General features: G+C 66.0%; 13 protein-coding genes (1 of these 13 only partly in view). 8 read left to right on the forward strand and 5 right to left on the reverse strand.

The genetic code is table 11. The annotated features are described in order from the left end of the window. The 4 genes from KYN89_RS11185 to KYN89_RS11200 all read left to right on the forward strand — a co-directional run. Positions 1-60 carry the 3' end of a glycosyltransferase family 2 protein gene (locus KYN89_RS11185; RefSeq protein WP_248285188.1) on the forward strand. The gene continues 870 nt to the left of window position 1, outside the view, so only the last 60 of its 930 coding nucleotides appear in the window; its start codon lies beyond the left edge, outside the window; its stop codon occupies positions 58-60. Continuing rightward, a complete protein-coding gene (locus KYN89_RS11190) occupies positions 57-1,514 on the forward strand; it encodes a lipopolysaccharide biosynthesis protein (protein ID WP_222825135.1) in 1,458 nt (485 codons plus the stop codon). The genes KYN89_RS11185 and KYN89_RS11190 overlap by 4 nt, the downstream gene beginning before the upstream one ends. 73 nt (positions 1,515-1,587) lie before the next feature. Then, positions 1,588-2,571 (forward strand): retroviral-like aspartic protease family protein, encoded by a 984-nt coding sequence (locus tag KYN89_RS11195; protein ID WP_222825136.1) that lies wholly within the window; start codon positions 1,588-1,590, stop codon positions 2,569-2,571. A 45-nt stretch (positions 2,572-2,616) separates the two neighbouring features. After that, entirely contained in the window at positions 2,617-4,431 is a 1,815-nt protein-coding gene (locus KYN89_RS11200) for an ABCB family ABC transporter ATP-binding protein/permease (protein WP_222825137.1), read from the forward strand. An 18-nt stretch (positions 4,432-4,449) separates the two neighbouring features. Here KYN89_RS11200 and KYN89_RS11205 read toward each other — a convergent pair whose 3' ends face one another. Then, positions 4,450-7,287 (reverse strand): M16 family metallopeptidase, encoded by a 2,838-nt coding sequence (locus KYN89_RS11205; protein ID WP_222825138.1) that lies wholly within the window; start codon positions 7,285-7,287, stop codon positions 4,450-4,452. Positions 7,288-7,471: 184 nt separating this feature from the next. Here KYN89_RS11205 and KYN89_RS11210 point away from each other — a divergent pair, with 184 nt between their 5' ends. Continuing rightward, the gene (locus tag KYN89_RS11210) at positions 7,472-9,019 is read left to right on the forward strand and encodes a SulP family inorganic anion transporter (protein ID WP_222825139.1); all 1,548 of its coding nucleotides are present in this window, start codon (positions 7,472-7,474) and stop codon (positions 9,017-9,019) included. A 9-nt stretch (positions 9,020-9,028) separates the two neighbouring features. Here the strand turns inward: KYN89_RS11210 and KYN89_RS11215 are convergent, their stop codons facing one another. From KYN89_RS11215 to KYN89_RS11230, 4 genes are all read right to left on the reverse strand, one after another. After that, positions 9,029-10,231, reverse strand: a complete 1,203-nt coding sequence (locus KYN89_RS11215) for an MFS transporter (RefSeq protein WP_222825140.1) — start codon at positions 10,229-10,231, stop codon at positions 9,029-9,031. A 125-nt stretch (positions 10,232-10,356) separates the two neighbouring features. After that, positions 10,357-11,658: an ATP-dependent protease ATPase subunit HslU gene (gene hslU, locus KYN89_RS11220; protein ID WP_222825141.1), complete on the reverse strand. Its 1,302-nt coding sequence runs from the start codon at positions 11,656-11,658 to the stop codon at positions 10,357-10,359. 101 nt (positions 11,659-11,759) lie between these two features. After that, positions 11,760-12,317, reverse strand: a complete 558-nt coding sequence (gene hslV / locus KYN89_RS11225) for an ATP-dependent protease subunit HslV (protein ID WP_222825142.1) — start codon at positions 12,315-12,317, stop codon at positions 11,760-11,762. 72 nt (positions 12,318-12,389) lie between these two features. Beyond that, positions 12,390-12,869, reverse strand: a complete 480-nt coding sequence (locus KYN89_RS11230) for an outer membrane protein assembly factor BamE (protein WP_248285189.1) — start codon at positions 12,867-12,869, stop codon at positions 12,390-12,392. A 187-nt stretch (positions 12,870-13,056) separates the two neighbouring features. Between KYN89_RS11230 and KYN89_RS11235 the strand changes: the two genes are divergently transcribed. The 3 genes from KYN89_RS11235 to KYN89_RS11245 all read left to right on the forward strand — a co-directional run bounded on the left by KYN89_RS11235 (position 13,057) and on the right by KYN89_RS11245 (position 15,015). After that, positions 13,057-13,590 carry a ubiquinol-cytochrome C chaperone family protein gene (locus KYN89_RS11235; protein WP_222825143.1) on the forward strand — a complete coding sequence of 178 codons (534 nt, stop codon included), beginning with the start codon at positions 13,057-13,059 and terminating at the stop codon, positions 13,588-13,590. Next, positions 13,587-14,129: a YceD family protein gene (locus KYN89_RS11240; RefSeq protein ID WP_222825144.1), complete on the forward strand. Its 543-nt coding sequence runs from the start codon at positions 13,587-13,589 to the stop codon at positions 14,127-14,129. Before KYN89_RS11235 ends, KYN89_RS11240 begins: the two co-directional genes overlap by 4 nt. 349 nt (positions 14,130-14,478) lie before the next feature. Then, positions 14,479-15,015, forward strand: a complete 537-nt coding sequence (locus tag KYN89_RS11245) for a PAS domain-containing protein (protein WP_222825145.1) — start codon at positions 14,479-14,481, stop codon at positions 15,013-15,015. Positions 15,016-15,027 lie beyond the last annotated feature (12 nt).

Consider the following 15,027-nt stretch of genomic DNA (forward strand, 5'->3'; position numbering starts at 1 on the left):
GCCCGCTGGCGCGATGTGCTGGTCTGGGCATGGCGCGCGCTTGCCTGGAGGGTCAAATGAGCCTCGCCGATTCCGTGCGGTCTGCGGTGGCCTGGCGCTCCGGCAGCCAGATCGTCGCGCAGATCATCACCTGGAGCGTCACGCTCGCGGTGGTGCGCATCCTCGATCCGGGCGACTACGGCCTGTTCGCGATGGGGCAGGTGATCATCACCTTCCTCTCGTTCCTCAATGGATACGGCTTTGCCAGCGCGCTGATCCAGCGCGAGACGATCGACCGGCAAATGGTGCGCCAGACATTCGGCATGCTGATCCTCGTCAACTTCGCGCTCGCCGCGATCCAGTTCGCACTCGCCCCGGTGGTGGCCGACTATTACGGCCAGCCGCTGGTCGAGAAGCTGCTGCACGTACAGGTCCTGCTGTTCCTGTCCGTCCCCTTCGTCGCCATTCCCGAAGTGCTGCTGGTGCGCGAGCTCGATTTCAAGCGACCGGCGGTGGTCAACATCATCGCCGCGCTGATCTCTGCGGGCACGGCGCTCACCTGCGCGCTTGCAGGCCTCGGCGTGTGGGCGCTGGTGTGGGCGCCGATCGCCCTGTTCTGGACCCGCGCGATCGGGCTGACCATCGCCGCCAAGAGCCTCGACTGGCCCAGCTTCGACTTCCGCGGGAGCAAGCACCTCTTCACCTACGGCACCTGGGTGCTGGCGAGCCACTTCTGCTGGACCATCGCCACCCAGGCGGACATCTTCTTCGCGGGCAGCCGCCTCGATCCGCATGATGTCGGCCTGTACGCAGAGGCGATCTTCCTCGTCACGATCATCACCGCGCGCTTCATCCCGCCGTTGAACGACGTCGCCTTTCCCAGCTTCGCCCGGCTGCAATCGGACCGCGAGACGCTGGCGCGCGCCTTCCTGACCGCTGTGCGCCTGATCATGCTGGTGGTCAGCCCGATCTTCCTTGGCATGTATGCCTCGGCAGAGCCGCTGGTGCTGACCGCGTTCGGACCCAAGTGGGGGGAGATGGCGCCGATCGTTGCCACGCTCGCGCTCGCGATGCCTGCCTTCACGGTCTACATCCTGTTTTCGCCCGCCTTCAATGCGATCGACCGGCCCGACCTGTCAGCCAAATCGAGCGCGGTGGTCGCTGCGATCCTGATCACCGCGTTCCTGATCGGGCTGAGCGATGGCAGTATCGGCCTGGCCCGGGCATGGGTCTTCGCAAGCCCACTGCTGCCGCTGGCCGCGCTGTTTATCGGCGGCCCAGCGCTGCGGATCGACGGACGCGGCCTGCTGGGTGCAGTGACCCCCGGTCTGGGCGCGGCCTGCGGCATGGCGCTGGTGGTCAAGCTGGTCGCGAGCCTGCTGCCCGCGATGCCTGCGCCGATGGAACTGGCCGTGCTGGTGAGCACCGGGGGCCTCGCCTATCTCGCGCTGGTCTTCGTCCTGCGGCGCGACATGCTGTTCGAGATCATCGATCTGGTCATCCGCCGCCGCGCACCGCCCGTGCCCAGCGCCTGACAGCAATCGTCCAACGCCTTTGGAGCATCGCCACTCTGGTGGTAGATTTACCGCCGGAAGGAGTGGACGAGCAATGGCTGCAGGCACGGCCCATGCTGCAATTCTCGCGCTGGTCGCGATGTCCTTCGCCGAGCCTGCCAAATCTCCGAATGGCGGTGAGGCGCCAATGGCGGAAGATGCCATACCTCCGGCGATCGAGCACGTCCTTCTGCGCGACGATGGGAACGACAGGGTTACCGTACCGGTCACTGTCGATGGCAGCGGTCCCTACGATTTCCTGATCGACACTGGTGCACAGGGCACCATCCTCAGCAACCGGCTGACCGGCGCGCTCGGCATTGTCCCCAGCGGCTTCGCAACGATCATCAGCACCGCAGGCCGCGCGCGGGTCGAGACCGTGCAGATCGACAGCCTGGTATTCGCCAACAAGCACATCGCGGGGCTCACCACCCCCGTGCTCGACGATGACAACCTCGGGGCGGACGGTATTCTCGGGCTCGATGCCCTGCAGGGCCTGCGCGTGCTGATCGATTTCCGGGCCGGTCGGATGGATGTGGTCGAGACGGGCGAGCGGGCACCGCGATCAGGTTACGACATTGTCGTGCGTGCGCACGAACGCAGGGGCCAGATGATCATCGCCGACGCGGTGATCGACGGGGTCGAGACGGCGGTGATCATCGACACCGGCGCGCAATTCTCGCTCGGCAATCAAGCCCTGCTGGAGGCTTTGCGCGCGCACGAGCGTGAGACGGTGAGCGGGACAGACGTGCTCGGCCTGCGCTACGACGGGCAGGTTGCGACGGTGGGCGCACTGCGGCTGGGCAGCCTGCAACTCGCCAACCTGCCGGTCGCCTTCGCAGACAGCCCCGCGCTTGACGAACTGGGCTTCGCCGACAGGCCCGCAATGCTGCTCGGGATCGGCAATCTGCGTCGGCTCGACAGGCTGGCGATCGATTTTCGCCACCGTCAGGTGCTGTTCGACCTGCCCGACGATCTCCTGCCTCGCGGCCCCTCCGTCCGGCGGACCCGGGCCACGCGCCTGCGCGGCAAAACCTGATCGCGCTTGCCTCGGGCACCTGCGGTAACCACATGGCGCCCAGCAATGGGGCCCACCGACACAACCAGATCCGACCAGCCAGCCCCCGAAGGCTGGCAAACGCTGCGGCGCTTCCTGCCCTATCTGTGGCCGGCGGACCGTACCGACCTGCGCATCCGTATCGTGCTTGCGCTGCTGCTGGTGCTGGTCGCTAAGGGCACCACGCTTGCCCTGCCCTATGCCTATCGCGCTGCGGTCGATGCGATGGAGACGCCCGCGAACACGGCGGCGATGGTCGCGATCTCCTTCGTGGTCGCCTACGCCGCCGGGCGCTTCGCCAGCGTCGCGTTCGACAATGTGCGCAACATGATCTTCGAACGGGTCGGGCAGGACGCGACCCGCCAGTTTGCCGAGGACGTGTTCCAGCGGCTCCACCAACTATCGCTGCGCTTCCACCTCTCGCGCCGCACGGGCGAGGTGACCAAGACGGTCGAGCGCGGGACCAAGAGCATCGACACGATGCTCTATTTCCTGCTGTTCAACATCGCGCCCACGGTGATCGAGCTGATCGCGGTGGCGGTGATCTTCTACCTCAATTTCGGGATCGGGCTGGTCATCGCGACCGCGGTGACCGTGATCGCCTATATCGCGGTGACCCAGATCATCACCGAATGGCGCACCAAGCTGCGGCGCGAGATGAACGATCTCGACGGGCAGGCGCTGGCGCGCGCGGTGGATTCGCTGCTGAACTACGAGACCGTGAAGTACTTCGGGGCCGAGGGACGCGAGCACGAGCGCTATGCCAAGGCTGCGCGGCAATATTCCGAAGCCGCGATCAAGTCCGACGGCTCGCTCGGCCTGCTCAATATCGCGCAGGCCTTCATCATGAACCTGCTGATGGCGGGTGCGATGGGCTACACCGTGTGGGGCTGGAGCAAGGGCGATCTGACCACTGGCGATCTGGTGTTCGTAAACACCTATCTGACCCAGCTTTTCCGCCCGCTCGACATGCTCGGCTTCGTCTATCGCACGATCCGGCAGGGGCTGATCGACATGGCGGCGATGTTCCGGCTGGTGGACGCCGATGTCGAGGTGGAGGACGTGCCCGGCGCGCCCGCACTGCATATCGAGCGGCCCGGCATCGTGTTCGAGAATGTCCATTTCGGCTACGAGCCGGATCGCAGCATCCTCCACGGCCTCGATTTCGAGATCGCTGCGGGAGAGACGGTCGCACTGGTCGGCCCTTCGGGCGCGGGCAAGAGCACGATCGCGCGGCTGCTGTTCCGTTTCTACGACCCCCAGGCCGGCCGCATCCTGATCGACGGGCAGGATATTTCGCAGGTCACCCAGGAAAGCTTGCGCGCCGCGATCGGTATCGTCCCGCAGGACAGCGTGCTGTTCAACGACACGATCGGGTACAATATCGGCTATGGCCGCCCGCACGAGACCGGGCCGGCCGAAGAGGCTGCGATCCGCGAGGCAGCGCGCGGCGCCGCGATCCTGCCGTTCATCGACGCGCTGCCCGATGGCTTCGACACCGAGGTTGGCGAGCGCGGGCTGAAGCTTTCGGGCGGGGAGAAGCAGCGGGTCGCGATTGCACGCACGCTACTTAAGAACCCGCCGATCGTGATTCTGGACGAGGCGACCAGCGCGCTCGATTCACGGACCGAGCAGGAAATCCTCAAGACCCTGAAGAGCGTCGCGCGCGGGCGGACCACCCTCGCCATCGCGCACCGCCTGTCGACCATCGCGGATTCGGACCGCATCCTAGTGCTGGAAAACGGACGCCTCGCCGAACAGGGCCGCCACGCGGATCTGCTCCGGCGTGACGGCCTCTATGCCGAAATGTGGGCGCGCCAGCAGGCCGACGGCGAGGCGTAGCGCGCCCGGGACGCTAGCCTACTCCTCCAATCCGAAATCCGCCGCCGACAGGTCGAGCCCTTCCGCCGGGATGACTTCGACGTCGGGCCGGATCGCGCGCAGGTCGTCGATGAACTCAGCCGCATTGCCGACGATGACGATCGTCGCCTGCGCCGGATCGACCAGCTCCTTCGCCGCCGCAGTGGCATCTTCCGGCGACACCTCTGCCAGTCGCGCGGCGTAGCGCGTCGCCTCGGCAGGCTCGAGGCCCTGCTGCAGCAGCCCCGCAACGATCGAGTTGAAGCCCGAGCTGCTTTCCAGCGAGCGCGCGTAGTTGCCGCCCAGGTACAGCCGTCGCTTGTCGAGCAGCTCCTGCGCAAAGGGTTCGGTGCCCAGACGGGCGAACTCGTCGAGGAAGATCTGCGCGACCTCGTCGGCGGATTCGTTCTTGGTCTGCGCGCTCGCCGTCAGCACGGAATCATCCGCCCGGTCGCCGAAGCCCGAATAGGCGCCGTAGCTGAGCGAGCGCTTGGTCCGGATCTCCTCGAAAAGACGCCCGCTCGACCCGCCGCCGAGCACTGCGTTGGCCAGATCCAGCGCGTAATAGCGCTCGTCATCGCGCGGGATCGCACGAACCGCCGCGACGACGGCGGCCTGACCTGCCTCGGGCATGTCGATTACCACCGTGCGGACCGGCTGCGCGGTGCCCGCCGGATCGGCGACCGGCGTGGGCGCAGGCGCATCGACCTGCCAGTCCCCGAACAGCGTGTTCGCGAGCGCGGTCGCCTGCGCGGGCGCGATGCCGCCGCTGACGATGATCTTGGTCTCGCCCGGATGCCACCAGGTCTGCCTGTGGGCGAGCAGGTCTTCGCGGGTGATCGCGGCGAGGCTGTCCGCCGTGCCGCCGGGCTGCGATCCGTAGGGCGCATCGCCGTACATAACCAGCGTGGCGACCTTGCCCGCCAGATCGCCCGGGTCCTTCATTTCGACCAGCAGGCCGTCGATCGCACGCTTGCGCTCCCGGTCCAGCTCGTCCTGCGGATACTGGGCGGAGCGCACGATGTCCGCCAGCACTTCACCCGCCGCCTCGAAATTGACGACCGGCGCGGTCAGGCTGAAAAAAGTGCCATCGCGCCCGGCATTCGCGCCGAAGCTGGCGCCGAGGCTTTCCAGACGCGCGGCGATTTCCTGCGCGCTCATGTTCGCAGTGCCGTGATCGGCGAGCGAGGCGGCAAACTGGGCAACGCCTGCCTTGGCGCGCGTATCGGTCGACGCGCCGCCGGGGACCAGCACGGTCATCGTGGCGATCGGAACGTTTCCGGTCTGTGCGGCAACCACGTCGATCCCGTTGGAGAGCGTCTGCTCGACGATCTCGGGCGCGACCACCGTCGGCCGCGCGCCTGCTGCGGGCGGCTGCTGCCGCTCGCCTTCGGGAAGCACGGAGAGCGGTTCTCCGGTGGCGGCGGGCAGGCTGCGGAAGGTCGGCATCGGGACCGGGTTGGCATAGGCCTCCGGATTCTCCTCGCCCGCGACATAGCGCATGTCGACCCGCGCGTTGGAGGCGAGCCACTTGGCCGCCGCGCGCTGGACATCTTCGGGCGTCACCGCCGCGATCGCTGCCAGCCGGTCATCGGCGGCGCGGGGGTTGCCGGTGGACACCAGCGCCTCGCCCAGCTCGAACGCCCGGCCCCGCGCGGTCTCGCGCCGGCGCAGCGAGTCCGCGAACAGCTCGCTCTTGGCTTCGGCAAGTTCGGCCGCGCTCACCGGCTGGGTGCGGATCTTCTCCAGCTCCGCCTTGAGCAGCGCGTCGACCTCGTCCGCGTCGGCGGTGGGGTTGGTGACCGCGAAGCTGGCGACATAGCCGCCCTCCTCGCTTTCGGAATAGAACATCGCGCTGTCGACCGCCTTGCCGGTGCGCACCAGCGCATCATACAGGCGGCTGCTCTGCCCGCGCGCCATGATCGCGGTGAGGACGTCGAGTGCGGCGCTATCCTCGCTGCCCGAGCCCGGCGCTTTCCAGATGGAACCGGCAACCGGCAGCGGCACGTTGGGCGCGGTGGCGACAAAGCTGCGCGGCTCGGTCCGCTCGGGCTCGCGGGCGGTGATGGTCAGGTCGACCGGATCCGCGCGGCGCGGGATGTCGCCGAAATACGCGTCGACCAGCGCGCGAAGGTTGGCCATGTCGAAATTGCCCGCGACGATCAGCGTGGCGGTGTCGGGGCCGTAGAACGCCTGGTGGAAGGCACGCGCATCGTCGAGCGTCGCGGAATCGAGTTCCTCGATCGAGCCGATACCCGGGCGGCGCTGCGGCAGCACATCATAGGCGTTCTCCGCGATCACGAAGCGCTGGAGGCGGCCATAGGGCGGTGCGAGCACGCGCTGGCGCAGCTCCTCCTTCACCACCCCACGTTCCGAATCGAACACCTCCTGGTCGATCACCGGCTTGAACATGCGTTCGCGGTGGGTCCACAGCATCGTCTCGAGATATTCCGCCGGGACCGTCTCGTAATAGTTGGTCCGGTCGGACCCGGTCGAGGCATTGCGCGTGCCGCCGACATCCGCGGTGAGGCCGTAGATCATGTTGTAGGGCATGTTCTCGGTCTTGCGGCTGAGAATATGCTCGAACAGGTGCGCGAAGCCGCTGCGCCCTTCGGGATCGTGCTTCGACCCGACTTCGTACCACAGCGATGTGGTGACCGTGGCGGTGCCATCGTCGGGAATCGCGATGACGCGCAATCCGTTATCGAGCGTCCATTGCGTAAACTCGATCTCGGGCGCGGACAGGCCCGGCTCCAGATCGGACGCGGCATCCTGCGCAAGCGCGGGCGTGGCAAAGGCAAGCGCGGCGGCGCCGACGGCAAGTGCGGATTTCAGCATGATAGTCCCCCAGAAAAGCTCCGCACGCCAATCAACCAGAGCGCCCCGCTGCCCGCAAGGTCACGGCCCCGCCTATCGACCAACGCCTTGAGCAATCGGCGAAGCGCGCACGCCCTCGGGGTTGTGTTGCAGCGCAGCATGGTGCACGGGTCATGCGTTCCAGACAAAAATTGACGGATTTCCCATGACGCCCAGCACCGGCGCGCACGCGCATGCCAGCACAGCAGCCCGATGGAAGAGCGAATGGTTCGGCAATGTCCGCGCCGATGTGCTGGCGGGCATCGTCGTCGCGCTGGCGCTGATCCCGGAAGCGATCGGCTTCTCGATCATCGCAGGCGTCGATCCGCGCGTGGGCCTCTACGCCTCGGTCGCGATTGCGATGGTGATCGCCTTTACCGGCGGGCGTCCGGGCATGATTTCCGCCGCGACCGCTGCCGTCGCCGTGGTGGTGGTGCCGCTGGTGCGCGATCATGGCGTGGAATACCTGTTCGCCGCGACGATCCTGATGGGCGTCTTTCAGGGCATCGCCGCGCTGCTCAAGCTCAACCTGCTGATGCAGTTCGTCAGCCGCAGCGTTATCACCGGCTTCGTCAACGCGCTCGCCATCCTGATCTTCATGGCGCAGCTGCCCCAGCTCGACCCGACCAACGAGGGCGTCAACTGGATCACCTATGCGATGGTCGCAGGTGGCCTCGCGATGATCTACCTCGTACCCAAGCTGACCACCGCGATCCCCAGCCCGCTGGTCGCGATCATTGTGCTGACCTGCCTGTCGCTATGGCTCGGCTCGCCGGTCAACACGGTGTCCGACATGGGCGAGCTGCCGCAGGGCCTGCCCTTCTTTATGCTGCCCGACGTCCCGCTGACGTGGGAAACGCTGGCGATCATTGCGCCCTACTCGCTCACCATGGCGGCGGTCGGGCTGCTCGAGAGCCTGCTGACCGCGCAGATCGTCGACGACATGACGCACACCGGCAGCGACAAGCAGCGCGAGTGCGGCGGACAGGGCATCGCCAACATCGTCGCCGCGCTGTTCGGCGGCATGGGCGGCTGCGCGATGATCGGGCAGTCGGTCATCAACGTGACGTCCGGTGGCCGCGGGCGGCTTTCCACCTTCACTGCGGGCCTCGCGCTCCTCATCATGCTCGTCCTGCTCGGCGGGATCGTCGGCCAGGTGCCGATGCCCGCGCTGGTGGCGATCATGATCATGGTCTCCATCGGCACGTTCAGCTGGAACTCGATCCCCAACCTGCGCGTGCACCCGTGGCAAAGCTCGATGGTGATGTTCGTCACCGTCGCGGTGGTGGTGTTCACCCACAACCTCGCCATCGGCGTGCTGGTCGGCGTGCTGCTGTCGGGCATCTTCTTCGTCCAGAAGGTGATGCACATGTTCGAGGTGGAGCGCACCCGCACGGTGACAGAGGAAGGCGAGACCGCCACCTACACCGCGCATGGCGAGATCTTCTTCGGCAGCGTCGCCCGGTTCGAAGCGGCCCTGGGGCCGGAAAGCCTCCAGCCGGACCCGGCGGACCACGTGATCATCGACGTCACCCGGGCGCACTTCTGGGACATTTCCGCCATCGGCGCCCTCGACAAGGTGGTCGAGCGGATGCGGATGCATGGCCGCAGTGTGCAGGTCGTCGGCCTCAACGAGGCGAGCGCCGATCTGGTCGACCGCCACGGCGCGACCGACCGCACGGGCGTGGAGATCGGCCTCGCGCCGCACCCGTAGGCCACTGGCTCAGCCGGTCGGCTGGTCGCGGTCGCCGTACAGCCGGTACGCCACGTAGGAGAGCATCGCGAGGCAGGCGCAACTGGCGAGGATCGCCAGCGAAGTGCCTGCCCAGCCGAACGCGTCGAACAGCGATGTTCCCGCGATACTGCCGATGCTGCCGCCGATGAACATCATCACGATATAGATCGTGGTCAGCCGGGTACGCAGCGCAGGCTCCTGCGAAAGAAACGTCATCCGGCTGGTCACGTCGATCGCCGGGCCGACGATATTGCCGATCAGGATCGGGATCATCAGCAACCACAGGCTCCCCCCGAAGGGCCACAGCAGCGAAATGCCGAGCATCTGGACGATGGCGAAGCGCACGCGTGCCTTGCGCGGCCCGATCCGGTCCGCCAGCCGGCCCCAATAGGGGGTGGAGAACACACTGATCGCCGCGAAACCGGCAAGATAGCCGACCACGTCGGTGCCATAGCCCATCTCGGGCGCCGTCAGGTGCAGCGCCAGCCCCAGCCACAGCGCGATGAACTGGCCGAAGCCGATCCCCTGGATCGCCCCCGACAGCAGGATCTCGCGCCGCTCGCGCGTCAGGGCGAGGAGCGAGGCGATCAGGCCGAGATAGGGCAGCCGGCTGGCGTCCTTGTCGCGCACGCCCTTTTCCATGATCGTGGGCAGCGCGAGCGTGATCGCGATCATCAGCCCGCTCGCGATCCAGTACACCGCGCGCCATCCCCAGTACTCGGCGACCACGCCTGCCCCGACCCGCGCGACCAGAATGCCGAATATCACCCCCGCGGTCAGGATCGCGGTGACATGGCCGAGCCGCTCGGGCGCGACGCGCTTCGATGCGTAGGCGGGCAGCAGGTATGGTGCGATGGTGAAGAAGCCGAGCAGGGTCGACCCGGCGGTAAAGGTGACGAAGCTCTGCGCCAGCGTCATCCCGATCAGCCCGACGCACTGGCCGATGGTGAACAGGATCGTCAGTGTGCTGTTGGAGAAACGATCGCCCAGCGGCAGCAGCAGCAGGATGCCCAGCGCCAGCGCCAACTGGTTGAGCGCGGGCACCAGCCCGATCTCGGCATGCCCGACGCCAAAATGATCCGCCACATCGCCGATGATCGGGTGAATGTAATAGGCATTGGCAGTCACCACCGCCGCCGCAACGGCGAGCCAGTATTCCTGCGCGGTGGTGAGGCGTGTGGGTTCGTTCATGCGCACCCGCCTTCGAGGGTGAAAGCAGCGCGGTCAAGCGGCGATAGCGGGGGCCTCTACCGCACGACAGGCCGCGTCAATCCGCATCCAGCGGAAGGCGCGATCCCTCGACGAGCGTCATACGATCACAGGATATATTTGCTGAGATCCGTATCCCGCGCGAGATCGTCGAGCCGTTCGCGCACATAGGCGGCATCGATGGTGATGGTCTCGCCTGCGTGCTCTTCCGCCTCGAAGCTGATGTCTTCCACCAGCCGCTCCATCACCGTCTGCAGGCGGCGGGCGCCGATATTCTCGACCGCCTCGTTCACCTGCGCGGCGATCTTGGCGACTTCGCGCACCGCCTCGTCCGTGATCTCGAGCGTGACCTTCTCGGTCCCGATGAGCGCGGTGTATTGCTGGACGAGGTTGGCGCGCGTTTCGCTGAGGATCCGCACGAAGTCTTCCTCGGTCAGCGCGCGCAGTTCGACCCGGATCGGCAGGCGGCCCTGCAGTTCGGGCAGCATGTCGGAAGGCTTGGAGACGTGGAACGCACCGCTCGCGATGAACAGCACGTGGTCGGTCTTCATCGGGCCGTGCTTGGTCGCCACGGTGGTTCCCTCGATCAGCGGCAGCAGGTCGCGCTGCACGCCTTCGCGGCTGACCGAGCCACCACGCACATCGGACACGGCGATCTTGTCGATCTCGTCGAGGAAGACGATCCCGTTGGTCTCCGCGTTCTGCAGCGCGACGCGCGCGACATCGTCCTGGTCCATCCGCTTTTCGGCTTCTTCGTCGACCAGCCGATCCCACGCCTCTGGCACGCGCAGCTTGCGGCGGCTGGTGGGCTTCCTGCCCATCGCCTTGCCAAACATGTCGGACAGGTCGATCATGCCGACATTGCCGCCTATGCCGGGGATATCCATCGTGGTCGCCGGCTGGTCCTGCACCTCGATCTCGACCTCGACATCGTTCATCGCGTTCTGCGTGATCCGCTCGCGGAAGCTCTGGCGGGTCGCTTCGGAGGCGCTGTCGCCCACCAGCGCATCGAGCAGGCGCTCCATCGCCGCTTCGCTGGCGGATTCGCGCACCGCCTCGCGGCGACGGTCCTTCTCCAGCCGGATTGCTTCTTCGACCAGGTCGCGCGCAATCTGTTCGACGTCACGGCCGACATAGCCGACTTCGGTGAACTTGGTCGCTTCCACCTTCACGAAGGGCGCTTCGGCCAGCTTGGCAAGCCGACGCGAAATCTCGGTCTTCCCGCAGCCGGTCGGGCCGATCATCAGAATGTTCTTGGGCGTCACCTCGTCGCGCAGGTCCGGTCCCAGCCGTTGCCTGCGCCAGCGGTTGCGCAGCGCCACGGCAACCGCGCGCTTGGCTTCCTTCTGGCCGATGATGTGTTCGTCGAGCGCGGCGACGATCGCCTTGGGAGTGAGGGACTGGGTCATTTTCTTCCTACTCCCCCTCCCGCTTGCGGGAGGGGGTCGGGGGGTGGGATTGCGGAGGCAGGACGGCCCACCCCCAACCCCTCCCGCAAGCGGGAGGGGAGCTATACGGTTTCGAGCGTCACCTGGTCGTTGGTGAAGACGCAGACTTCTGCTGCCACGGCCATCGCGCGGCGGGCGATCTTTTCGGGATCGGTCTCGTAATCGGAGAGCGCGCGTGCGGCGGCGAGCGCGTAGTTGCCGCCGGAGCCGATTGCGGCGATGCCGCCTTCGGGTTCCAGCACGTCGCCATTGCCGGTCAGCACCAGCAGCGTGTCCTTGTCGGCCACGATCATCAGCGCTTCGAGATTGCGCAGGTACTTGTCGGTCCGCCAGTCCTTCGCCAGCTCAACCGCCGCGCGCATCAGCTGCCCGGAATACTGGTCGAGCTTGCGTTCCAGCCGCTCAAAGAGGGTGAAGGCGTCTGCGGTGGCACCTGCAAAACCGGCGACGACCTTGCCGTCCCCGATCCGGCGGACCTTCTTCGCATTGGGCTTCATCACCGTGTTGCCCATGGAGACCTGACCATCCCCGGCGAGAACGGTCCTATCCCCGCGCTTGACGCCGATGATGGTGGTGCCGTGCCACTGTTCAAGGCCGTGGCTGGCCGCAGAATTGCTCATGGGGCGCGATATGGGGCGCACCTGCACGCTATCAAGCGGTGCAGGCGAACAATCGCGGCACCCGGTGGAGCGTCAGCCGCCCGGGCCGCGCCCGCCCCCTGCAGGGCCTGCACCCGGTGCGCCGACAGTGCCGATATTGCCGAACAGGTCTTCGAAGAAGGTCCGCTCGCGGCCCAGCGTCGGGGTCTCATCGCCATCGGGGCTCAGATAGACCACCTGGTCAATTCCCGATCGATCGGCGGCAACCACCTTGCCGTCGCTGTCGAACCGCACGGCGAGCACGGAATGGGTCTGGATCTTGGGCCGCACGAAGGGCTTGCGACCGGTAACGCTGGAAACATAGTACCAGGTTTCGGGTCCGAACTGGCTGGTAAAGGTCGGCCGACCCAACGTGCTCTGCACCGATTGTTCGTTGTCGATGCCCGGCTGGATCAGCCCGGTCATCCGCTCATCCTCGATATAGCCGCGTGATTCGCGGATCGACGTACATCCGCTCGCCGCTACCGCCAGCCCCATCAGCATAACAGGAGCGATTGCCCTCACGATCCGCATAGTACTCGCAATCCTCTTCGCAAATCTTGTGCGCCCTTCCTTGATCGGGCGCACGCGCTATATCGTGGCGCGAGCCTTACGGCCTCGCCCCACAACGTGCAATGGCAGCCGCACGGGCCTTTTGCACGAACCTGATACCCCCTGCTGTGGCACCGGCGTTTGAATTGGTGCTGAATGAAGGAGCATGATGTCTTTCCTGACCCGCCTTTTCGGTCGTGAGCCCGACCCGCGCGAAACATGGCACCCGCTATGGCACACGCTGGTCGGCACTGCGCGCGAAGAGCACTGGTATGCAACGCGCGGCGCGGCGGACACGCTGGATGGTCGTTTCGACATGATCTCGATGCTCACCGCGCTGTTCATGCTGCGACTGGAGAGCGAGCAAGATGCGGACGCGCACGGCGTGTCCGCCGCCGCGCGGCTGACCGAACTGTTTGTGGAGGACATGGAAGGCCAGATGCGCGAGGCCGGCATCGGCGATCCCACCGTGGGCAAGATGATGGGCCGAATGATGGCCACGCTGGGCGGACGTGCGGGGGCGCTGCGCAACGCGCTGGCCCAAGAAGACGACGCGCCGCTGGCCGCGCTGGTGGCGCGCAATATGCACCTGTGGGACGAAGAGCATGGGCCGACGCGCATGGCCGCAGGGCTGCGCGCACTGCACGCGCGCCTTGCACGCACGGAATTCGCCACGCTGCAACGCGGTGAGATCGCGGCATGACCGAGGTGACGCCCCCTGAATTCTCCCGCCCGATCGCGCTGCGCCAGATCACCGGCCAGCCGCTGGTACTGGAGGCGACCGACGAGGAGCGAGCGGACCTCACTCGCCGTTTCGCGATCACCTCTGTCGACCGGCTGGTCGCACGGGTCGCGCTCGACCGACAGGGGGACCGGGTTGGCGTCACCGGCACGCTGGAGGCGGACATCGTCCAGCCCTGCGCGGTCTCGGGCGAGGATTTCCCGGTCGCGATCGTGGAAGACATCGCGCTGCGCTTCGTACCCGAAGGATCGATCCACCCTTCCTTGCAGGAAGACGAGGAAATCGAGATCGAGCTGGAGGCCGAAGATCTCGACGAAATCGAGTATGCTGGTGAAAAGTTCGATCTCGGCGAAGCCATCGCCCAGTCGCTGGCGTTGGCGATCGACCCTTATGCAGAAGGACCGAATGCCGAAGAGGCGCGCAAGAAGGCTGGGATCGAGCTGGACGATGCGCCGCGCGGGCCGCTGGCCGAAGCGCTTAAAGGGCTCGGTTCGAAGTAATCGCCACGGGGCTTGGTCCCATCTGTCACGAATGCCCCGCAAGCTCTAGATCGCGATCTCCAGGCCTCCAGAGCGCCTCGGATTGCCAACCAATCCCGCAGATCTTCCCTGATTTTTCTTCAAGAAGATCAGATACATCGCCCTGACCACTTCAAGTCCTCAAGAAATCTGCTAGCATCGTCGTGCAAAGGGGAAAGGCTTGCCGATCATGCCCATGTATCTCGCGGCGCGATGGACGCGCCCCGGGCGCGCAAACGGCTGACACGGACACCTTCCTTCAAGCTGCGATCGGCTCCAGGCCGTCGGAACTAGTGGAGGTCGTATCACGGAGACTGACACCATATCGCCCTTGCTCTGGTTCGCACTGGGGTTCGTTTTTTCGACGATCGTCTGCGTTATTTTCCTGCTGGTGGAGCGCAGCAGAATGCACGCCGCGCTGGCACAGGCCGAACGGGACCGCGCATGTCTGGCTCTGGCCGAAAACGTCGGTTCGGTCGCCACATGGATGGTCAACTTGCGGACCAGAGAGCTTTTCTGGTCAGACCGTGTTTTTGCAGTTCACGGCCGCGCCAAGGACGCCGGCCTCCCTCCACTGGAATCTACCATCGACTATTATCATCCCGAAGACCGGGAGCGGGCCAGAAAGACCTTCGCCAGCGCGGCCGTGACGGGCGGCCCATTTCATCTGGATGCGCGTATCATCGACGAGCAGGGAGTGGAAAAGCACATCATTTGCCGCGGCATCTGCAATCTCGGTCCTGACGGGAAACCGTTCGAGCTGTTTGGAGTCCTGTTCGAAGCCCCCGAAGCCCGCTCTTTCGCCACCTTCGGCAATGAAGACCTCAACACGCTCGCGCTCGAAGAAGATTACCACGCCGACGCCTGAGCGAAAGCGCCG

The organism is Alteriqipengyuania abyssalis, assembly GCF_019857185.1.
GTDB lineage: Bacteria > Pseudomonadota > Alphaproteobacteria > Sphingomonadales > Sphingomonadaceae > Alteriqipengyuania > Alteriqipengyuania abyssalis.